This window comes from Haloarchaeobius marinus, from assembly GCF_051207415.1.
Taxonomy (GTDB): domain Archaea; phylum Halobacteriota; class Halobacteria; order Halobacteriales; family Natrialbaceae; genus Haloarchaeobius.
Genome location: NZ_JBPKGD010000001.1, coordinates 572,585 through 591,906, shown reverse-complemented (window position 1 = coordinate 591,906; position 19,322 = coordinate 572,585). Strand labels below are relative to the sequence as shown.

Annotated in this window: 19 protein-coding genes; 9 read left to right on the top strand and 10 right to left on the bottom strand. The window is 68.3% G+C overall.

The genetic code is table 11. The features are described 5' to 3' along the window. Positions 1 to 364 precede the first annotated feature (364 nt). A complete protein-coding gene (locus ACSC1W_RS03110; RefSeq protein ID WP_435345333.1) occupies positions 365 to 898 on the top strand; it encodes a DUF7097 family protein in 534 nt (177 codons plus the stop codon). 84 nt (positions 899 to 982) lie between these two features. Here the strand turns inward: ACSC1W_RS03110 and ACSC1W_RS03105 are convergent, their stop codons facing one another. Together ACSC1W_RS03105 and ACSC1W_RS03100 are read right to left on the bottom strand one after the other, a co-directional pair. Next, a complete protein-coding gene (locus tag ACSC1W_RS03105; protein ID WP_435345331.1) occupies positions 983 to 1,228 on the bottom strand; it encodes a UPF0058 family protein in 246 nt (81 codons plus the stop codon). Positions 1,229 to 1,283: 55 nt separating this feature from the next. Beyond that, positions 1,284 to 1,481: a DUF5800 family protein gene (locus ACSC1W_RS03100; protein ID WP_435345329.1), complete on the bottom strand. Its 198-nt coding sequence runs from the start codon at positions 1,479 to 1,481 to the stop codon at positions 1,284 to 1,286. Positions 1,482 to 1,584: 103 nt separating this feature from the next. On the opposite strand from ACSC1W_RS03100, the gene ACSC1W_RS03095 reads away from it, so the two are divergent. Beyond that, positions 1,585 to 2,439, top strand: a complete 855-nt coding sequence (locus ACSC1W_RS03095; RefSeq protein WP_435345327.1) for a polymer-forming cytoskeletal protein — start codon at positions 1,585 to 1,587, stop codon at positions 2,437 to 2,439. Between the two features lie 132 nt (positions 2,440 to 2,571). Here ACSC1W_RS03095 and ACSC1W_RS03090 read toward each other — a convergent pair whose 3' ends face one another. Then, positions 2,572 to 3,099 carry a hypothetical protein gene (locus ACSC1W_RS03090; RefSeq protein ID WP_435345325.1) on the bottom strand — a complete coding sequence of 176 codons (528 nt, stop codon included), beginning with the start codon at positions 3,097 to 3,099 and terminating at the stop codon, positions 2,572 to 2,574. Positions 3,100 to 3,306: 207 nt separating this feature from the next. Between ACSC1W_RS03090 and ACSC1W_RS03085 the strand changes: the two genes are divergently transcribed. Continuing rightward, positions 3,307 to 4,488: a redox-regulated ATPase YchF gene (locus ACSC1W_RS03085; protein ID WP_435345323.1), complete on the top strand. Its 1,182-nt coding sequence runs from the start codon at positions 3,307 to 3,309 to the stop codon at positions 4,486 to 4,488. Positions 4,489 to 4,558: 70 nt separating this feature from the next. Beyond that, positions 4,559 to 5,218 (top strand): DUF7978 family protein, encoded by a 660-nt coding sequence (locus ACSC1W_RS03080; RefSeq protein ID WP_435345321.1) that lies wholly within the window; start codon positions 4,559 to 4,561, stop codon positions 5,216 to 5,218. Positions 5,219 to 5,241: 23 nt separating this feature from the next. On the opposite strand, the gene ACSC1W_RS03075 is transcribed toward ACSC1W_RS03080, so the two are convergent. From ACSC1W_RS03075 to ACSC1W_RS03060, 4 genes are all read right to left on the bottom strand, one after another. Next, complete coding sequence (locus ACSC1W_RS03075) at positions 5,242 to 6,093, bottom strand: UbiA family prenyltransferase (protein ID WP_435345319.1); 852 nt, start codon at positions 6,091 to 6,093, stop codon at positions 5,242 to 5,244. 113 nt (positions 6,094 to 6,206) lie between these two features. After that, positions 6,207 to 7,934 (bottom strand): bacterio-opsin activator domain-containing protein, encoded by a 1,728-nt coding sequence (locus tag ACSC1W_RS03070; RefSeq protein WP_435345318.1) that lies wholly within the window; start codon positions 7,932 to 7,934, stop codon positions 6,207 to 6,209. Positions 7,935 to 7,996: 62 nt separating this feature from the next. After that, complete coding sequence (locus ACSC1W_RS03065) at positions 7,997 to 9,118, bottom strand: pyridoxal phosphate-dependent aminotransferase (RefSeq protein ID WP_435345316.1); 1,122 nt, start codon at positions 9,116 to 9,118, stop codon at positions 7,997 to 7,999. Positions 9,119 to 9,220: 102 nt separating this feature from the next. After that, on the bottom strand, positions 9,221 to 9,958 hold the full coding sequence (locus ACSC1W_RS03060; RefSeq protein WP_435345314.1) for a proteasome assembly chaperone family protein: 738 nt from the start codon (positions 9,956 to 9,958) through the stop codon (positions 9,221 to 9,223). Positions 9,959 to 10,052: 94 nt separating this feature from the next. Between ACSC1W_RS03060 and ACSC1W_RS03055 the strand changes: the two genes are divergently transcribed. Together ACSC1W_RS03055 and ACSC1W_RS03050 are read left to right on the top strand one after the other, a co-directional pair. Continuing rightward, positions 10,053 to 10,979, top strand: a complete 927-nt coding sequence (locus tag ACSC1W_RS03055) for an RsmB/NOP family class I SAM-dependent RNA methyltransferase (RefSeq protein WP_435345313.1) — start codon at positions 10,053 to 10,055, stop codon at positions 10,977 to 10,979. Beyond that, positions 10,976 to 11,491 carry a DUF7122 family protein gene (locus ACSC1W_RS03050; protein ID WP_435345311.1) on the top strand — a complete coding sequence of 172 codons (516 nt, stop codon included), beginning with the start codon at positions 10,976 to 10,978 and terminating at the stop codon, positions 11,489 to 11,491. The genes ACSC1W_RS03055 and ACSC1W_RS03050 overlap by 4 nt, the downstream gene beginning before the upstream one ends. 158 nt (positions 11,492 to 11,649) lie before the next feature. On the opposite strand, the gene ACSC1W_RS03045 is transcribed toward ACSC1W_RS03050, so the two are convergent. Then, a complete protein-coding gene (locus ACSC1W_RS03045) occupies positions 11,650 to 13,161 on the bottom strand; it encodes a DUF790 family protein (protein WP_435345309.1) in 1,512 nt (503 codons plus the stop codon). Between the two features lie 90 nt (positions 13,162 to 13,251). Here ACSC1W_RS03045 and ACSC1W_RS03040 point away from each other — a divergent pair, with 90 nt between their 5' ends. After that, positions 13,252 to 13,659 (top strand): hypothetical protein, encoded by a 408-nt coding sequence (locus ACSC1W_RS03040; protein WP_435345307.1) that lies wholly within the window; start codon positions 13,252 to 13,254, stop codon positions 13,657 to 13,659. A 13-nt stretch (positions 13,660 to 13,672) separates the two neighbouring features. Here the strand turns inward: ACSC1W_RS03040 and ACSC1W_RS03035 are convergent, their stop codons facing one another. Then, positions 13,673 to 14,764, bottom strand: coding sequence for an AI-2E family transporter (locus ACSC1W_RS03035; RefSeq protein WP_435345305.1), 1,092 nt, complete (start codon positions 14,762 to 14,764; stop codon positions 13,673 to 13,675). A gap of 52 nt (positions 14,765 to 14,816) precedes the next feature. Continuing rightward, on the bottom strand, positions 14,817 to 16,163 hold the full coding sequence (locus tag ACSC1W_RS03030) for a DEAD/DEAH box helicase (RefSeq protein ID WP_435345303.1): 1,347 nt from the start codon (positions 16,161 to 16,163) through the stop codon (positions 14,817 to 14,819). A 129-nt stretch (positions 16,164 to 16,292) separates the two neighbouring features. Here ACSC1W_RS03030 and ACSC1W_RS03025 point away from each other — a divergent pair, with 129 nt between their 5' ends. Then, complete coding sequence (locus ACSC1W_RS03025; RefSeq protein ID WP_435345301.1) at positions 16,293 to 17,243, top strand: nucleotide exchange factor GrpE; 951 nt, start codon at positions 16,293 to 16,295, stop codon at positions 17,241 to 17,243. A gap of 126 nt (positions 17,244 to 17,369) precedes the next feature. Next, entirely contained in the window at positions 17,370 to 19,253 is a 1,884-nt protein-coding gene (dnaK, locus tag ACSC1W_RS03020) for a molecular chaperone DnaK (protein ID WP_435345300.1), read from the top strand. The last annotated feature ends 69 nt before the right edge of the window (positions 19,254 to 19,322 follow it).

The window sequence follows — 19,322 nt, the reverse complement described above, 5'->3', positions numbered from 1 at the left end:
ACGTGACCGTGTGAACGGGTACAGAACGCACAATCGCGCCCCACAGCCCACGGAACGGCAAGATAGCTCTCGGTCGCCGACCATCCACTCATTTCGCTTACGGACGACTGACGGGGTTAACTATGTAGACGCTATGTGGTTAGTGCCCTCTCGACCGGGTGAGAGGACGGACCCAGCGGGCTATCCCCCGGGCGTCGACGGCAGGGGGGTCCGACCGGTCGCGGACCCGTCCCCGGGAGTGTCCCGCCCCGGCCGCCGAGCGACCTGCGTGCGACGTCCGACCCCGACGGGTCGCGCCATCGGCCCGGTCGAACCCAACGTTTCAACTCGTTCGAGCGCCAGTCCAGAGACGAGCGAGGAACGGATGGAGAAGACACCGAAGGGCACCTCCGTCGGCGTCGACGACCCCTACGACCACGCGAGCGTCTGCGACCACCTAACGGGCGACGGGACGTGCCGGTACGCGTTCGAGCACCCACAGCACGACCCCGACTTCGCGGCCGCCCGCCGCGCCGACGACTTCGCGTGCCCGGTCGTTCGCGGCGAGGACGCCAGCGAGGACTGGGACTGGACCGACTGCCCGCACTTCAGGGCGACGGCGACCGACCGCGAGTGTGCGCGCTGTGGCCTGGAGGCAAAGCGCATGGCGCACGACCCCGACGAGCGTCCGCTCCTGGAGGAACATCACCTCTCGTACGCCGACTCCGGGCGCGACGTGGGACACGAGATAACGGTGTACCTCTGTCGCTGGTGCCACTCGAAGGTCCACAACTCGTGGGCGCGGGTCACCGACGACGTGAACCCGGACCCGGAGGCCGTCGCGGAACTGGAGACGCGTCGTGCCCGGGAACAGCGCGAACTCGGCTTCCAGTCGGCCCGTGACCGACTCGACGAGTAGGCACCAGGCGTCACACGGGGCGACCGGACGACCCCCGACAGTCGCGACTCGACGAACGAGACGTGCTGGTCCGCCGACGACGAGTCAGTGGACCAGCGGCGTGTCGGGCGGGGCGTCGTCGCTCCGCGATTCGATGGCCGTCTCGATACCCGAGAGGAGGTGCTGTATCGCTATCTCGTGGTCCCGCTTGTTCCGGTTGCAGGCCGTCGGCCAGACGCCCAGGTCGTCGTACGCGGCGAAGGCTTCGCGAGAGACCGACTCCTCCGTCTCCAGGCTGGTCCGGACTGCGTACAGCAGCCGGTGCAGGTGGAGGAGCTCTTGTTTGCGCATCTTGCGGGGGTATTCGTGCTCATACCGTGTAAAACGGGTGCCTGCGTACTCCGGACTATCCGAGGATGTCGCCGATCCGTCGTGGCTCGCCACGGAGGGACGGATCCTTCTCGACCATCTGCAACACCTCGTGGTCGGTCACGTCGTAGTACTGCTTCTGGGTGGCCTCCTCGATGAGGGACTTCTCGAGGCGGAACTCGGTCCCCTCGTAGACCACGTCGCAGCCGTCGTCGTCGAAAGAAAGCGTCGTCATACCCGGGTAGACGGGGGTCGCCCGTAAAAACCTGAAGAACTGCGTCAGACGCCCGTCAGACGCGTACACGGGGTTTAATAGACAGTAGGGCGGATTTGCCTCCGTGTCGCTGAGTACGGACCCACTCGACGAACTCGTCATCCCGAACGGGACGACGGTGGCGGAACACGACCTCGTTACCGACGGTGACATCCTCGTCGGTGGCAGGTCGACCATCGAATTCGGTCTCCGGGGCCGGAACGTCCTCGCGGGTGAGGGCGTCCGGATCGGAGGCGGCGTCGAGGCGGAGGCGGACTGCCGACTCGACATGTGGTCCGACGTGGTCGGGAACGTCCTCGTCGGCCGCGACGCGTTCATCGGCGAGCGGACCCACATCGGCGGCCAGTTGATGGTCTCGGGCGACCTCGACGTGGGCGACGAGGTCGACATCGAGGACGGCTTCGAGGCCAACGGCTGGATCGTCATCCGCAACCCGATGCCCACCATCGTCTTCCTGTTCGTCTACCTGAAGCAGTTGATGCTGATGGGCGAGGAAGAAGCAGCACAGCGCCTCGTGAGCGAACTCACGGAGGAAGAGAACCCGGACGAGGACCCCCTCGTCGTCCCCCGCAACGCGACGGTGAGCGACGACGCGTGGCGGGTCTCGACGCCGGCGACGGTCGGCGACGACTGCCGCCTGCACGGCAACATCCGCGCCGAGACCATCGAGGTCGGCGAGGGATGCAACATCTTCGGCAGCCTGCGCGCCAAGGGGGACATCCTCATCGGCGAGGGAACCCGCGTCCACGGCGACGTGACGACACGGAAGGGCGAGGTCCGCATCGCGCCCGGTGCGCTCGTACTGGGCGACGTCTCCTGTTCCGACCTCGAACTCTCGAAGGGTGCCGAGGTCGACGGGACGATGCGCGCGCGCGGCAACATCACGATGCAGGGGCTCGCCCGTCGGGACGTCGAGTGATACCCGCCGGGCGTACGGTTCTCGTCGGTCGACCGTCGGCGGCGGCGTTCGAACACCGTGGACCGGTCGGACCGCATCGAGAGCGTCGGGAGCGCTGTCGGACCGGTCGTCGGCCGACCGGCCGACGGACGGCTATTCGACCGTCTCCTCGACGAGCGTCTCGGCGGGCGCGAAGTCGCCGTCCCAGCGGACGCTGACCGTCTGCCGCGCCTCGGCCTCGACGTAGACGTAGTTCCCGAGCGAGATGGGGTACTCGGTCGCTGCCGTCTCGCCCTCGGCGAGGACGTCGTCGTCGGCCGCCCAGTACTCGTGGCTGGCGCCGGCGTCGACGTCGGCGTCGACGGTGAGCGAACTGGTGCTGTGGTCCTCGCCGACGACGGGGACGCGCTCCCCGTCGACCAGGACGGCGACGCTCCGCGTCGCACCGTCCTCTACCGCTTCGCCTTCCATGTGGACGACCTTCCGCCACGTCGCCTCGACGGTCTGGACCTCCATGGTCAGGTTCGGCGGGTTGCGTGGGTCGTCTTCCGTGGTCTCTGCCTCGGGGCCGGTCGCACTGCCGGCGGGGGAGGTACCGCTGGCGTCGAGTCGCGAGAGACAGCCAGCGAGGCCGAGGGACGATGCGAGGGCGGTGGTCGCGAGGAACTCTCGTCGTTCCATACGACTAACACCATTTCGACCTGGGTTTAACTCGTTTCGAAGCGTCGGCGCTTCGGCCCGCAGTCACGCGGTTCACACCCCCATGGTACTGGGTAACAGGAGGCGGTTCGGGCAGTAATTATCAGATTCTATGAATCATTCGCTCGTCGGTCCACCGCCCGGTTTCCGACCGAAAGGCAGTTTCTTCCCGGCCGAGTAGCCGGACCCATGCTCTCTATCGCGCTGGCGGGCAAGCCCAACGCCGGCAAGTCTACGTTCTACTCGGCGGCGACGCGGGCAGACGTCGAGGTGGCGAACTACCCGTTCACGACCATCGACGCCAACCGTGGCGTGACGCACGTCCGGACGCGGTGCCCCTGTCTCGACCGCGAGGAGCGATGTGGCAACGAGAACTGTCGCGACGGGAAGCGCTACGTCCCCGTCGAGCTGCTCGACGTGGCGGGCCTGGTCCCCGGCGCACACGAGGGGAAGGGACTGGGCAACCAGTTCCTCGACGAACTGACGAACGCCGACGTCATCGTCAACGTCGTCGACGCGTCGGGCGCGACCAACGAGAAGGGCGAACCCGTCGAACCGGGGAGCCACGACCCACTCGACGACGTGGACTTCGTCGAGGAGGAGATGGACATGTGGCTCACCGGCATCGTCGACCGCAACTGGGAGTCCGTCGAACGCAAGTCGCGGTCGCCCGACTTCGACGTGGACGAGGCCCTCGCGGACATGCTCACTGGCTTCGGCGCCTCGCCCGCCGACGTGCAGGCCGTCCTCAGGAGCCTCGACTACCCCGAGGACCCGATCCAGTGGACCGACGAGGACCGCGAGGCGCTGGCCCGCGACGTCCGACGACGCACCAAACCCATCGTCGTCGTCGCGAACAAGGCCGACGTCGCGTCCGAGGAGAACCTGCAGCGTCTGCTCGACCTCGACAGGCCGGTGATTCCGGCGACCGCCGGGGGCGAACTCGCGCTCCGGAAGGGCGCGGAAGCGGGCGCCGTCGACTACGACCCGGGCGACGAGACGTTCACGCTGGTCGGCGAGGTGTCCGACGCACAGCGCGCGGTGCTCGACGACCTCGCCGACACGATGGCCGAGTACGGCGGCACCGGCGTCCAGGCCGCACTCGACTACGCCGTCTACGACCTGCTCGACCACCTCACGGCCTACCCCGTCCAGGACGCCTCGAAGTGGACCGACGCGAAGGGGAACGTCCTCCCCGACGCCTTCCTGCTCCCCCGTGGGTCGACGCCGGTGGACCTCGCCTACGCCGTCCACTCAGACATCGGCGACGGCTACCTCCACGCCGTCGACGCACGGACCTCACGGGAGGTCGGGGACTCGTACGAACTCGAGGAGGGCGACGTCGTCAAGATCGTCTCGACGGCGAGCTGACCGGCAGACCGATTTCGCCCACCGTCCGACCGGTACGCTGATGCTGGCGGGCGCGGAAGTCGCCCCATCGATGGACGGGGGACGTGACAGGGAGCGCTTCGACCGGGAGATGGAGGCGGACGCAGTCGCCACGCTGTTCCTCTGGGTCAAAGGCGGTATCGTCGGTGGCCTCTCGTTCCTCGTCGGCCTCGGACTCGTCCACCTCCTCCTGCGGACGCGCTTTGCCGGTCAGGCAGCGCTCGCCGCCGCGGCCATCGGCCGCGTTCGCGTCTCGACGTGGGGCTACTACAACGCCCACCTCGTCCCGACGGACGGACTCGCCCTCGACGCCGTCCACGTCGTCCCGGGCGGCGGGAACACGCTGGCGAGGCTTGCGGCGACCGACCCACTCCTCTACGGCGTCTTCCTCCTGCCGCCGGCGCTGCTGGTCGTCTCGGGGTACGCCGTCGCCAAGCGCCGGCCGGTGAAGGTGCGGTGGGTCCGCGCCGGCCTCGCAGTGTTCGTCGGCTACTTCTTCGTCGCCGTCGTGTTCCTGCTGGTCGCGACGGTGCCACCGGGACAGACCGTGCCGGGTGTCCCGCCTGGAACCGAGTTGCGGCCGAACCCGTGGTTCGCCATCGGCCTGGCCGCCGTCGGCTACCCCGCGTTCTTCGCCATCCTCGGGTCGCTGTTCGGCCGGCGTGCGCCGTGGACCCGGCCGAGCAAGCAGGGGACCCGCCGTCGCCGGTGACCGCAGGGCCGGCCCGGACAGAATCACGACAGCGGTTCGTAGTAGACGGCGACGAGCAACACGGCGAGGAAGAGGTACGAGCCACGGACCAGCAGCATCGTCGCCAGTTCGTCGGTGCCGCGACGGGCCACCGCCGCGACGGGGAGGAACACGAGGACGGCCAGGGCGGCCGAGAGCGGGAAGACGCCGCCGGCGACGAAGCCGAGGACGGCGAGCAATCCGACGGCCATCAGCCCGAAGGCGACGGTCCGGGCGCGTTCGCGCCCCAGGACGACGGCGACCGTCTCCTTCTCGATGGACCGGTCGTACTCGTAGTCCTGTGCGTCGTCGACGACCTTGATGCCCGAGAGCAGGACAAGGAAGACGACGGCGAACGCCAGCGGGACCGCGGCGAACGATCCTGCCTGGACGTAGTAGCCACCGACGATGGCGATGGCGATGCCCAGCGGGTAGCCGGTCGTCGCCGTCAGCGGGTTCGTGTCGAGCTGTGGCGCGTGGTGGTAGGCGATGAGCCACGTCGGGAGGGTGACGGCTGCGGCGACCGGTCCGACGGTGCGCCAGAGCGCGACGAGACAGGCGAGGAAGCCAGCAGAGGACAGTCCGAGGGCGAGGCGACAGCCGAGTTCCGAGAGGGGGTGGTCGTCGTCCTCGTCGCGGACGTAGAAGTCCACGTAGCCGTCCTTGACGTGGGCGGTGTACACTGCGAGGAAGATGGCCGTCCCGTGAAGGACCCCGAGTGCGACGTCGAACTCGCCGGCGAGGACGCTCCCGAACCACGAGGCGGCTATCGGCGGGAGCATGAACACGGGGTGTACCTGCGAGAGGAGCGCGCGACCGTCGGCGACGACCCCGGAGCCGTGCCGGGCGAACGACATGTGTCAACGTTCGGTCGGGTACGTCATAACTCCGGGGGTGGTCCACCGCTCCCCGGGTGGCCTCCGTCCGGCCGCGACCCCCTGGCCGGACGACACCAGGATGGGCGGGACGCTCAGACCGTCTCGTCGAGGAAAGATTCGAGGAGTTTGCGCTCGCCGGCCCTGAGGTGTTCGTGGAGGGTGGGCGCTGCGATGTCCATCGCGTCGGCCACCTCCTCGGCCGTGCTGTCGCGGGGCCACTCGTAGTAGCCCGCCGAGTACGCCGTCTCCAGGGCGCCTCGCTGGCGCTCGGTCAGTCGGTCGGTGAGGTCCTGGCGGAACGTCTCGGTGGACTGGACCGACCGTTCGACCTCCCGCTTGGAGAGCAGGTCGACGTCGTCGTACGCCGACCGGACGGCGGCGGCGATGGCCTTGAGGTCCGCGTCGGGTGCCGCCCGGGCCACGACGGTCCCCTCGCCGTCCTGGACCTGGAACTCGGCGACCGTCGCGCCGACGCTCGACAGCGTCTCGATGACGGCCTCGGTGACCGAGAGTTCGAGCAGCGCCTCCTCGCCGTCGGCCACCAGTCGGACGCTGTCGACGGCGTCGAGTCCCGCCGCGAGTTCGAGCGCCTCATCGCCGTCGCCGCCCTCGAGGGTCACGAAGCACGTCAGACCGGACTCGTCTGTCGACGCGATGCCACGGAGCGAGAGTTCCCCGCCGGTGCCCGCCCCGACGTGGACCAGCGGGTCGGCACGGTCCGCGATGCGGAACTCGAGTTCGGCGACGGTGTCGGCCAGCAGGAGTTTCCGCTGTTCGACGGCGTTCACGGCGTTCCCGATGCGTTCGCCGAGTTCTGCGAACACGCCGAGTTCCCTGTCGCTGACGGTGTGGTCGTTCGCCGTGTAGACGACGAGCGCGCCGTAGGTCTTCTCGCGGTACGCGAGGGGCGTGACCAGGGCCGTCGGGTCGGCGTCGACGCCGTCGAACGGCGCCGTCGGGTGGTCGTCGGCGAAGTCCGTGACGACCTGCATCTCGCCGGTCGAGACGGCTTCCGCCACGCTCTCGGGCAGTGCTCCGTCGGGAGCGACGTCGACGGCCTCCGTCTCGACGCCTGCCGCCTGCCGGGCGCGTACCCCACGACTCCGGTCGGTGTACTCGGCGACCCACGCCGCCCGGTACGGGTCGGTCCGAACGACCGCCTCGCAGACGGACGCCTCCACCGCGTCCCTGGTGTCGCAGTCGACGATGGCACGACTCACCCGCCGGATGACGCGGTTGACGTGGGTCAGACGTTCGAGTTGTCGTTCCCGCGTGGCGATGGCCTCCTCGTTCGCCTCGTACGCCTCCGCCAGCTGGGCCTGCAGGTCGACGAGTTCGTCCTCGTCGCGGAGTTCCTCTCGCTCGCGACTCGACAGCGCGGACTCGGTCGCCTCGAGCGCGAAGTACTCCCGCACGTCCCCGGAGTAGTTGGAACGGGCGAGCAGTTCGTCGGCGGCGGCGATCACCTCCTCGCGGTCGACGGGTTTCACGAGGTACTCGTCGAACGGCATGTCGACGATGTCGGTGTCCGGCGCGACGGCGGTCATCATGGCGACGGGGCAGTCGAACCCCTCGTCGCGGAGGCGACCGAGCGTCTCGTCCCCCGAGAGTCGTGGCATCCGACGGTCGAGCAACACGAGGTCGACGCCCTCGTCGACGGCCTCGAGCGCCTCCTCGCCGCCGTACGCCGTCTCGACCTGGTAGTCGTCGTCTTCGAGCCAGTATCGGCAGGTGTCTGCCAGATCCTCGTCGTCGTCCACGACGAGCACCGTCGGTCTCGTCGCGTCGAGTTCGGAATCTGGAGACAGGTCGATAGCCATTGGCACTCCGTACGCGACGAACCACATAAGGGAGCTGCCCCTAACTGTATAGGTGCGAACCGCTATCGGACGGCTTCCGTGGCCTCGCGCATGACGTCGAGCGCCTCCTCTAGCTCCTCGGTGCTGGTCGCGTAGGAGAGTCGGGCGTAGCCCTCGCCGTGTTCGCCGAACGCCTCGCCGGGGACGACGACGACGCCCCGGTCGAGCACCTCGTCGACCCACCCCTCGGGCACCTTCGGCATCACGTAGAACGCGCCGTGGGGCGTCGGAACGTCGAGACCCATGTCGGTCAGGCCGTCGAGGACCAGGTCCCGGCGCTCCCGGAACGTCTCGACCATGTCATCGACGACGTCCTGCGGGCCGTCGAGGGCCCCCTCGGCGGCGTACTGCGCCGGCGCGGAGGCACAGGCCTGCACGTACTGGTGGACCCGGAGCATGCGCTCGATGCGGTCCGAGGGGCCGACGACCCAGCCGAGTCGCCACCCGGTCATCGAGTACGTCTTGGAGCAGGCCGACACGACGACGACGTTGTCGGACTCGGTGTACTCCATCGGCGAGTGGTGCTCGCCCTCGAAGACGATGTGCTCGTACACCTCGTCGGAGATACACAGCACGTCGTGCTCGTCCGCGATGCGGGCGAACTCGCGCACGTCCGCCTCGGACTGGACCGCGCCCGTCGGGTTGCCGGGACTGTTCACGACGAACGCTGCGGTGTCCTCGGTGATGTTCTCCTCGACGGTCGCCGGGTCGAGCGTCAGGTCCTCGCGCAGGGGGACCGGCTTCGGCGTCCCGCCCGCGACGTGGGTGAGCGCCTCGTACGCCACGAACCCGGGGTCGGGGAAGATGACCTCCTGTCCCTGGTCGACGTGGGCCTCCATCGCCAGGTGGAGCGCCTCGGACCCGCCTGCGGTCGCGATGATGTCCTCCGTGTCGATCGTGAGGTCGCGGTCGCGGTCGAACTTCGCGGCGATGCTCTCCCGGAGGGACTCGGTCCCCTTGTTCGAGGTGTACGCGTCGGTCACGCCGGACTGGATGGCCTCGATCGCCGCCGAACGTGCGTGCTCGGGGGTCGGGAAGTCGGGTTGTCCGAGGCCGAGGTTGATGGCGTCCTCGCCGGCCGCCTCGAACACCTCGCGGATGCCGCTGATACTGACCTGTTCGACCCGGTTCGAGAACTCGGTCATACACTATCCAGCGTAGCGATTGCGGATAACTCTTGATGTGGCCAGTGGTACCCCTTCACAATCGCGTTCGAGGAACGTGGACCGACAGCAGCGACGGGTCCGTTACTGATACATCCGGAGCGGCTGGGCCTGCGAACTCTCCTCGTCGTTCGCCTGTCGCATCCGCTCTGCGAGTTGTTCCTTCTGTTTGCGTAGCTCCTCGGCGTGTTCGACGAGTTCGGAGACGTCGACGTCGACGCCAGCGAGCTTCGAGATGCCCTGTTCGATGAGTACGCGGGCAGCCTCTGGGTCGGGGAATCGCTCGTCCGAGTCGACGACCAGTCCGACGCTGTCGATGCCGACCTCGGCCGACTGGTTCAGGAACGCCCCCGTCGGCCCGCTCACGACGCCGGTCTCGTCCGGCAGGCCGATGTCGGCGTCGTCGAGCATCGACGCGCCGTCGCCCGTGGCGACGCCGAACAGCCCGGGAACGTCCGACTTCTCGGCCGGGATGCCGCTGAGGAACAGCGGGAACACGTTCTCCTCCTGGAGCCAGCCGACGAGGCAGTCGGCGAACTCGCCGACGGCACTGGCGTTGACGGGGACGTCGCTCTGGAGCGCGACCAGCCCCTCGTCCGGGGCGGCGTAGAGACGAACGGGCGGGAGTACCTCCCGTTCGCCATCGTGGTAGACGCCGATGGGTGCGAGGCTCTCGCAGTGGACCGTCCCGTACAGTTCCATGTCGAACTCGTCGACGAGGTGGTCGGTCGCGATCTTCCCGACCAGACCGACGCCGGGCATCCCTTCGACCAGCATGGCACCGTCGAGGTCCATCTCTGCGTACCGCTTGATGTGTCCCATACCGTCAACGACACCGTCCCCCGAGTTAAACGCTCGCCACTGGTGCACCGGTCCTTCGAAACCGACAAACCCTCGCCGTGCGAAGCCGCAGTCGATGGACCCGTTCGAGCGGTACCGAGACGTCGTCGACGACTTCGAAGCGTTCCTCGCGGCCTGCGAGCGACCGCTCCCGATGGCGGTCCGGGTGAACACGCTGAAGGCGACGGTCGACCGCGTCGAACGTGCCTTCGACGAGGCCGGCATCGGCTACGAGCGCGTGGGCTGGCACCCCCACCTGCTGCGCCTCGAGACGGACCGACCGGGGGCGACCTGGCCGGGCATCCACGGCTGGACCCACGGCCAGGAGGAGGTGTCCGCCATCCCGGCGACCGTCCTCGCACCCGAACCCGGCGAACGCGTCCTCGACGCCTGTGCCGCACCGGGTAGCAAGACAACCCAGTTGGCCGCCGTGATGGAGGACGAGGGGACGCTCGTCGCCAACGACAACAACCTCGGGCGACTCTCGGCGCTCCGGTTCAACTGCGAGCGACTCGGCGTCACGAACGTCGCGGTCACACAGCAGGACGCCCGGAACTTCTCGCTGAAGCCGTTCGCCGAGGAGGGGGAGTACGAGGGCCCCCGGTTCGACCGCGTGCTGGTCGACGCCCCCTGCTCGTGCGAGGGGACCATCCGGAAGAACCCGGACGCCCTCGACGACTGGAACGAGGACCACCTGAACGCCATCGTCGGCGTCCAGAAGGGCATCCTCACGCGTGCGGTCCAGCTCACCCGCGAGGGCGGGACCGTCGTCTACTCCACGTGTACGTTCGCACCCGAGGAGAACGAGACCGTCGTCGACCACGTCCTCTCTGCCGAGGACTGCCGCCTCGTCGACTACGACCTCTCGCTGGAACACGACGACGGACTCACGGCCTGGCGCGACGACGAGTTCGACCCGTCGGTCTCGAAGGCCAAGCGGGTCTACCCGCACCAGAACGACACCGGCGGCTTCTTCACCGCGAAACTGGAGGTGGGTGCGTGACCGACGACGCTCCGACGAACAGGGGGAGTCGCTTCGACCGACTCCCGGCGACGGCCGACGAACGGACCGTCGAGGGACGGGCGACCCGCCAGGAGGTCGTCGACTGGTGGGTCGACCGCTTCGGCGTCCCGGCCGGGACGTTCGACCGGTTCACGTTCTGGGAGAAGGGGTCGGGGAAGGTGTGGATATTCGCCGGGGACGTGCCCGACCCGGTCTCCGTCGAGGGACTGGGCATGACGTTCCTGCGGACCAGACAGGAGCACTGGAAGCCGACGACGGACGCGGTCCAGCGCTTCGGTCGCCTCGCCACGAAGAACGTGTTCGAACTCACGCCCGAACAGGCCGAGCGCTTCGTCGCCGGCGAGGACCAGGAGATACCGTACGACGGCGACTGGGGCTACGTCGTCGCCGCACACGATATCGCAGGCGACGTCGAACCCATCGGGGTCGGCCTCTACGTCTACGGCGAACTCAGGTCCATGATACCGAAGGGCCGACGACGCACCCTCTGATTCTTGTGGGAAGCCGCACCCAGGACGGGCGTGCCCTGACCAGCCACCGCGCGCCGGCTAGCGGGTGTGCGACGCCCCGGTGCGCGAACGAACGCGTCGCCTGCTCGCCCCTATCCACTCCCACGAGAGTCGTCCCCCAGCAACTCACCGGCGAGCCCTCAGTCCTTCTCGCGCACCGTCCCGCCGCCGAGCCCAGCCCACTCGACGCGGTACCCGAGCGCCGACAGCACTGCGCCGGTGTCGTCCAGTCCGTACTCGTCGAGTGCGTCCTCGACCGTCGAGAGGTCCATCTCCGCCTCGACGCGCTCGTCGAGGGCTTCGAGGACGGCCGGGCGAACGAGCGTCCGGCCGAGGCGTTCGTGTTCGGGGAACGCCGTCTCCTCGACCGCGGCCTCGCTGACGCCGTGGCGTGCCGCCAGTGCCGAGAGCGTCACCACGTCGTCGTCCGGCACGAGGTCGTCCGGGAGCTCCTCGGCCGCCGCTGCCACCAGGTCCGTCTCGTAGCGACGGAGGGCATCGCGTACATCTTTCACGCGGATTCGGCCCGTGTAGGTGACGACGCGGTGGTCCATCGCCTCGATGTCCTCCCCGACGCCGAGTGACTCGTCGACCGCGACGAGCAGTTCCACGTCCTCCAGGGATTCGAGCTGTGAGAGCTTCTTCTCGACGTACTCGGGCGTCCAGAAGCCCATCACCTCGAAGTAGACGCGGAACGCGCTGTCGCCGGGCGCCCAGTCGAACGCGAAGTCCGGTATCATCACCCGCGACCCCGTCGAGAGGGGTTCGGGTTCCCGACTGAGTTCCCAGTCCAGGTCGAGCGACTCGAACCGCGTGGCGACGTCGCGTTCGACCTCGCTGTCGAACTCGACCGCCGCGACCGGTTCGGTCCCCGGCACGCGGACCGGGTCGTCGTCCGTGAGCACCAGCAGTCGCTCGGTGCCGCTGTCGTCGACGGTCGCCTCCAGCCGCCACTCGTCGGCCTTCGCGACGGTCCGAAGCAGACGTGCGAAGCGCGTGCCGTACCGGCGAGAGGTCCGGAACAGGGCGTCCGGGCCGGTGACGACGACCTCCCGTCCGTCGTCCGTCTTGCGGATCTCGTACATCAGCCGGAGGCGTTTGACCGCCGAGACGAGCGCCTTCGGGTCCGACGACCGGACCCGGACCTCGGTGGCGTCGAACAGCGCCGTCTGTGCCAGCGAGAGGTTGTACTGCGCGACGAGGTCCGACGGGGACCACGGCGCGTCGAAGGCGGCGACGACCTGTCGCTCCTCCAGGTCGGCGTACAGCGACGCTGCGACGTCGGCGGCGGCGACGCCGAGGTCGTCGCCGGCCCGTTCGAGGGCGGTCTCGCGTTCGGCCTCGGTGACGACGCTCACGCCTTCCGCGGCCACGAAGGCGGCCCTGCGAGCGCGTTCGGGGTCGACCGGTGCCCGTGGTTCGAGACGGACCTCTCGTTCGAGGAGCTTCGCGAATCCCCGGACGAGTTTGAAGTCCGGGGCGTCGGCCTCCAGTTCCGCGAGGGCGTCCTGCAGGTCGCCGTAGGTCTCGCCGACGTGGCCCTGGAAGACCCCGAGCGTCCGGGCAGCCAGCCGCTCCCGGTCGGCGTCGGCGAATCGCGGCCGGTACCCGCCGCCGGCGCGGGAGACCCGGAGGAGGTCCTTGGTCAGCATCGGCAGTGTGTCGGGGCGCCACGGTGAAAAGCGCTCCACTCCGCGCCAGAGTCACAAGAGATTCGTACCGACCCCCCGAACTGGCTGTCGATGCGACGGCGTACGTACTGTCGAGCGGTGGTCCTCGGGACGGGGATGCTGGCTGGCTGTAGCGGCCGCCTCCCCAGCGACCAGCCCGGTGCCCGCCACCGGCCCCCGGAGACCGACTACGGCCAGCCGACGGCCGACCAGTCGACGCCGACGGCGACGCAGGCCGTCGCCCCGGACCTCGAACTCGCCATCGAGACGGAGACCACCGACGCGGGGTTCCACGTGGTCGCCACGGTCGAGAACGCCGGGTCGACGCCCGCCGACGTGACGCTCGTGGCTCTCTGGACGAAAGACGACAGGCGACAGGAGCGCGCTCGACACGTCGAGCTCGGCCCGGGCGCGACGGGGACCTACGAGTTCACCTTCCCCGAACTGGGGTCGCTCGCCTTCGAGTGGCGGCGGCGCTGACCGGTGCGGACGTTCAGGTGCCGAGGAGTCGACTCGCGAGGTCCGGGAACACCTCCGTCCCGAAGTGGACGGCGAGGACGACGACCAGCGGTCCGAGGAACAGACCGTACCAGCCGAACGCCATCGTCCCGAGAACGTACCCGATGAGGACGAGTCCCATGTGGATGCCGCTCCGGGAGGAGAGGAACGCTCTGCCCAAGAAGTCTGGCACCGTGTCGACGACGGTGAAGGTGAGAACGAGGAAGGCGACGGCGTGCCACAGCGGTCGCTGCGTCGCCAGCGACGAGGCCAGGAGGTACGCCCCGAAGGGCAGATAGACGAGTTTCATCCCGACGACCGGGACGAGCGTCCCGATACCGATGAGGAGGCTGAGCAACAGCGGAATCCCGACGACGGCGCTCCCCCGGGCGAACACGTTGAGTCCGTAGTACGTCACTGCGGCGGTCACCGCCGCCACGACGACGATTGCCAGGTTGCCGACGAAGACGGCCTCGAGGTCGTCGTCGACCGCCTCGGCGAACGCGACGAGTCGCTCGTCGTCGTCGATGCTCCGGTAGAACCAGCTGCGCAACTTCTGGTCGTCCCTGAGGAGGTAGAAGAGGAAGACGAGCAACAGGAACAGGCGCGACCCGAGCGCGAACGCGAGTCCGGCCAGCGTCTGGATCGGACCGACGACGCTACGGAGTACCTCCTGGACGGCGGGACTCACGGACCGCTCCGGGTCGGTGAGGAGCGCACTCCAGAGCCGGCGGAGTTCGCCCTCGCGTGCCAGTGTCAGGTACGGGTCGAGCATCGACCGGTACGACTGGAAGACGTCCGTGGCGAGGAACTGGTCGAGTTCCCGGAGTCCGAGGACCCCGGCGTAGACCACGACGGCGAGCATCGGGACGACGACGACCAGTATCGTGACGGTCGTCGTGAGGTCCGGGTGGTCGCTGTACCGGTCCAGCCGACGGTAGATGGGCCGCGTCGCGTAGTAGAGGAAGATGGCGAACAGCAGCGTGCCGAGGTACCGGAAGAGCGCGAGCGCGACGACGAGTGCGATCACCGCACCGAGTCCGACCCAGACGGCCGTCCGGCCGCCACGCTGGCCAGCGACGTTCATGGGGGCTAGACGGAACGACGCTCCAAAAGGGCAGACCCGGCGCTTGCAGAGTCTACCGTCGGCGGTCGGCGACGCGTTCCTCTGCGGTCTCGGCGCTGACCACCTCGTACAGCAGCGCCCGTCCCCCGTCGGTCTTCGGACGCAGGATGCGCCCGAGGCGCTGGGTGAACTCGCGCTCGCTCCCGCTCCCGGAGACGATGACCGCGACGTTCGCGTCGGGGACGTCGACGCCCTCGTCGAGCACGTTCGACGTGACGACCCGGGAGTAGGTGCCGTCACGGAACCGGTCGAGGACGTCTCGACGCTCGCTCGTGCAGGTGTGGTGGGTGATGGCCGGCAGGAGGAAGCGTTCGGCGATGTCGTACGCCAGCGCGTTGTGGGCGGTGAAGACGATGACGCGGTCGTCGCGGTGGTCGTCGAGGATGCCCTCCAGCGCGTCGAGTTTCGCCTGACTCCCCATCATGATGCGCCGGGCGCGCTGTTTCGCCAGAAGGGCCTCGCGCGCGGCGGGGTCGGACCCCGAACGCTTGACGAGTTCCTGGTAGTCGCTCCCGCTGGTGAACCGGATGTCGCTCCGGGCGAGGTAGTCGGTGAACGTGCCCTGTTCGGCCTCGTAGCGCTCGCGTTCCTCGGGCGTGAGTTCGACCGCGAGCCGCTTCACGTCGTACGCTGCGAGGTGGTCGCCTGCGAGGTCGTCGACGGAGAGTCGATAGACCAGCGGCCCGACGAGTTCCTCGACCACTTCGTGCGCGTCGTCCGGGCGCTCGAACGTCGCCGTGAGGCCGAGGCGGGCGGGGGCGGCCAGCAGGCGCGCCACGTCGCGGTACCCCTCGCCGCCGAGGTGGTGGACCTCGTCGAAGACGACGAGTCCGAACCGGTCGCCGACGTCCTCGGCCTTGAGGTACGCCGAGTCGTACGTCGAGACGGTCAGCACCTCCTCGCGCTGTTCGCCGCCGCCGAACTGGCCGACCGGCACGTCGAACTCCCGTTCGAGTTCCCTGCGCCACTGGTCGAGCAGGTCGAGCGTCGGCACGACGACGAGCGTCGGGGTCGAACACCGTTCGATGGCTGCGATGGCGACGACGGTCTTGCCGCTCCCGGTCGGGAGTTCGAGACAGCCACGTCGCGGGAGTCCCTCGCCGGACTCCCAGGCGTCGAGCGCCGCCTGCTGGTAGGGCCGGAGTTCGTATGCCGACGAGAGGTCGGGGACGGCGTCCACGTCGAGGACGCTGTCCTCGTACGGGCGGCCGTCGCGGTCCAGCCAGTCCCGGAGTGCCGCGTACCGGTAGCCGGGTGCCCGCCAGGTGTCGCTCCGGTCGTCGCGTTCGACGCCGGGGATGTCGGCGTCCCCGACGTCTGTCACGCGGAGCGTCCCGTTCTCGTACCGGAGGGAGGTCACGCCAGCGTGTTGCCGGCGAGGGTGGTTACGTGTTCCGGGTCGGACCGTACGCGCGTCGGTCGGTGCCGGCACGTCGTCGCTGACCGCGTACCTGAACCCTTTTGGTCTCCCGAGGATTTTGTTTCGGACATGGACGAAGACGAGGATACGGAGCGGCCGGCCGCCGAAGCGGGGTCGGCAGCCGAGGATGCACCTCCGGGAGACGAGTCCGAACCGGCCGACGGGACGGCCGACGACGGGTGGACGTGGGACGAACCGGAGCCCACGGACGACGCGTCGACCGCCCATCCCGACGAGGAGGAGTCGACGCCCGTCGGTGACGACCTCGTCGACCGCGTCGCCGCCCAAGACGAACAGCTCGGGATGGAGGTCGAGGCCCTCCTCCAGCGTGCGTTCGAACTCAAGGACCAGGCCACGCAACTCCACGAACGCGTCGAAGAACTGGAGGACGAACGCGAAGCACTGGAATCCGAGCGCGACGACCTCGAGTCCGAACGCGAAGCACTGGAGTCAGAGCGCGACGACCTCAAGCAGCGCCTCGTCCAGAAGCAGGCCGACTTCAAGAACTACAAGGAGCGTGCGAAGAAGAAACAGGACCAGATTCGGGACCGTGCGACGGAGGACCTCGTCGAGCGACTCCTCCCGGTCCGGGACAACCTCAACCGTGCGCTCGAACAGGGCGAGGACGCCGAGATACGCGAGGGCGTCGAGGCGACGCTCCGCGACTTCGACCGCGTGCTGGAGGACGAGAACGTCGAGGAGGTCGCGCCGAAACCCGGCGACGACGTCGACCCCCAGCGTCACGAGGTGATGGTCCGCGTCGACAGCGACCGTCCGGAGGGCGACATCGTGGACGTGTACCGCCCGGGCTACGAGATGGCGGGGAAGGTCATCCAGACCGCACAGGTGACGGTGAGCAACGGCGCCGACCACGACCCGGAGGACGAGTCGACGGGTGCGTCCGAGGCTGACGCCGAATCCGGGGACGGCGTCTCGGGTGGCGAACCCGTCGAGGCGGACGACCTCTCCTCGGACGGTGGGGTCGTCACCGGTACAGCTACCGACGACGAGTCGGAGTAAACCTAATCGACACCAGCGTGAAAAATTAGTCTCTCGTGTGTCTCTTCGGTCCAGCAACGGCTTTAGTTCGTTGGATAGTCGAGTAAAGCAACTTTTAAAGGCTCCAGCCAGTTAGTAGACTGTAACATGGCGAGCAACAAGATAATCGGTATCGACCTCGGGACGACGAACTCCGCGTTCGCTGTCATGGAAGGGGGAGACCCGGAGATAATCGTCAACAGTGAGGGCAACCGGACGACTCCCTCCGTCGTCGCCTTCACAGACGAGGGTGAGCGACTCGTCGGAAAACCGGCGAAGAACCAGGCCATCCAGAACCCCGAGCGAACGATCGCGTCCATCAAGCGCCACATCGGCGAGGACGACTACACGGTCGACATCGACGACGAGGAGTACACGCCGGAGCAGATATCGGCGATGATCCTCCAGAAGATAAAGCGCGACGCCGAGGACTACCTCGGCGAAGACGTCGAGCGGGCCGTCATCACGGTCCCGGCGTACTTCGGCGACCGACAGCGCCAGGCGACCAAGGACGCCGGCGAGATCGCCGGCTTCGAGGTCGAGCGCATCATCAACGAACCGACGGCCGCGGCGATGGCGTACGGCCTCGACGACGACTCCGACCAGACCGTTCTCGTCTACGACCTCGGTGGGGGTACCTTCGACGTCTCTATCCTCGACCTCGGCGGCGGCGTCTACGAGGTCGTCGCGACCAACGGTGACAACGACCTCGGTGGCGACGACTGGGACGGTGCCATCATCGACTGGCTCGCAGACGAGTTCGAGAACGCACACGGCATCGACCTCCGCGAGGACCGGCAGGCGCTCCAGCGCCTCAAGGACGCCGCAGAGGAGGCCAAGATCGAACTCTCCTCGCGCAAGGAGACGGAGATCAACCTCCCGTTCATCACGGCGACCGACGACGGTCCCATCCACCTGGAGGAGTCCCTGACCCGTGCGAAGTTCGAGAACCTCACACAGGACCTCATCGAGCGTACCGTCGAACCGACCGAGCAGGCGCTCGCGGACGCGGGCTACGAGAAGGGCGACATCGACGAGGTGCTGCTCGTCGGCGGGTCGACCCGGATGCCCCAGGTCAAGGAGAAGGTCGCGGAACTCATCGGTCAGGAACCGAAGAAGAACGTCAACCCCGACGAGGCCGTCGCACTGGGCGCAGCCATCCAGGGCGGCGTGCTCGGCGGCGAGGTCGACGACATCGTCCTGCTCGACGTGACGCCCCTCTCGCTCGGTATCGAGGTCAAGGGCGGTCTCTTCGAGCGCCTCATCGAGAAGAACACGACCATCCCGACCGAGGAGTCCAAGATATTCACGACGGCCGCGGACAACCAGACCTCGGTGCAGGTTCGCGTCTTCCAGGGTGAGCGCGAGATGGCCGAGGCCAACGAACTGCTCGGCGAGTTCCACCTCACCGGCATCCCGCCGGCACCGGCCGGAACGCCGCAGATCGAGGTCACCTTCAGCATCGACGAGAACGGCATCGTGAACGTCTCCGCCGAGGACAAGGGCTCGGGCAACCGCGAGGACATCACCATCGAGGGCGGTGCCGGCCTCTCGGACGACGAGATCGAGCAGATGCAGCAGGAAGCCGAGGAGCACGCCGAGGAGGACCGCATGCGCCGCGAGCGCATCGAGGCCAAGAACGACGCCGAGGCGACCCTGCAGCGCGCCGAGACCCTGCTCGACGAGAACGACGAGCAGGTCGACGACGACCTCCGCGACGACATCGAGGCCGCGATGGAGGAGGTCGAGGCAGTCATCTCCGACGACGAAGCCGAGAAGGACGAGATCGAGGACGCGACGGAGCACCTCACCACCGAACTGCAGGAGATCGGCAAGCGGATGTACGAGGGCGCCGCGACCGCCGACGGCGGGATGGGCGGTGCCGGCGCGGCCGGACCCGGCGCGGGTCCCGAGGGCGCCGCCGACGAGGGCGAGGAGTACGTCGACGCCGACTTCGAGGACGTGGACGAAGAAGAGGACGACGAGGAGTAACGGGACCACAGCCGACCCGACGCTCTCGGTCGATTCACGCTCGCCGTCCGAACCCGTTCTTTTCAAGTA

Excerpts from the sequence above, each read along its gene's own strand:
- ACSC1W_RS03070 (WP_435345318.1), bottom strand. The coding sequence starts at position 7,934 with ATGGCTATCGACCTGTCTCCAGATTCCGAACTCGACGCGACGAGACCG.
- ACSC1W_RS03035 (WP_435345305.1), bottom strand. The coding sequence starts at position 14,764 with ATGAACGTCGCTGGCCAGCGTGGCGGCCGGACGGCCGTCTGGGTCGGA.
- ACSC1W_RS03080 (WP_435345321.1), top strand. The coding sequence starts at position 4,559 with ATGGACGGGGGACGTGACAGGGAGCGCTTCGACCGGGAGATGGAGGCG.
- ACSC1W_RS03065 (WP_435345316.1), bottom strand. The coding sequence starts at position 9,118 with ATGACCGAGTTCTCGAACCGGGTCGAACAGGTCAGTATCAGCGGCATC.
- ACSC1W_RS03060 (WP_435345314.1), bottom strand. The coding sequence starts at position 9,958 with ATGGGACACATCAAGCGGTACGCAGAGATGGACCTCGACGGTGCCATG.
- ACSC1W_RS03055 (WP_435345313.1), top strand. The coding sequence starts at position 10,053 with ATGGACCCGTTCGAGCGGTACCGAGACGTCGTCGACGACTTCGAAGCG.
- ACSC1W_RS03110 (WP_435345333.1), top strand. The coding sequence starts at position 365 with ATGGAGAAGACACCGAAGGGCACCTCCGTCGGCGTCGACGACCCCTAC.
- ACSC1W_RS03075 (WP_435345319.1), bottom strand. The coding sequence starts at position 6,093 with ATGTCGTTCGCCCGGCACGGCTCCGGGGTCGTCGCCGACGGTCGCGCG.
- ACSC1W_RS03045 (WP_435345309.1), bottom strand. The coding sequence starts at position 13,161 with ATGCTGACCAAGGACCTCCTCCGGGTCTCCCGCGCCGGCGGCGGGTAC.
- ACSC1W_RS03025 (WP_435345301.1), top strand. The coding sequence starts at position 16,293 with ATGGACGAAGACGAGGATACGGAGCGGCCGGCCGCCGAAGCGGGGTCG.
- ACSC1W_RS03040 (WP_435345307.1), top strand. The coding sequence starts at position 13,252 with ATGCGACGGCGTACGTACTGTCGAGCGGTGGTCCTCGGGACGGGGATG.
- ACSC1W_RS03085 (WP_435345323.1), top strand. The coding sequence starts at position 3,307 with ATGCTCTCTATCGCGCTGGCGGGCAAGCCCAACGCCGGCAAGTCTACG.
- ACSC1W_RS03105 (WP_435345331.1), bottom strand. The coding sequence starts at position 1,228 with ATGCGCAAACAAGAGCTCCTCCACCTGCACCGGCTGCTGTACGCAGTC.
- ACSC1W_RS03100 (WP_435345329.1), bottom strand. The coding sequence starts at position 1,481 with ATGACGACGCTTTCTTTCGACGACGACGGCTGCGACGTGGTCTACGAG.
- ACSC1W_RS03090 (WP_435345325.1), bottom strand. The coding sequence starts at position 3,099 with ATGGAACGACGAGAGTTCCTCGCGACCACCGCCCTCGCATCGTCCCTC.
- dnaK (WP_435345300.1), top strand. The coding sequence starts at position 17,370 with ATGGCGAGCAACAAGATAATCGGTATCGACCTCGGGACGACGAACTCC.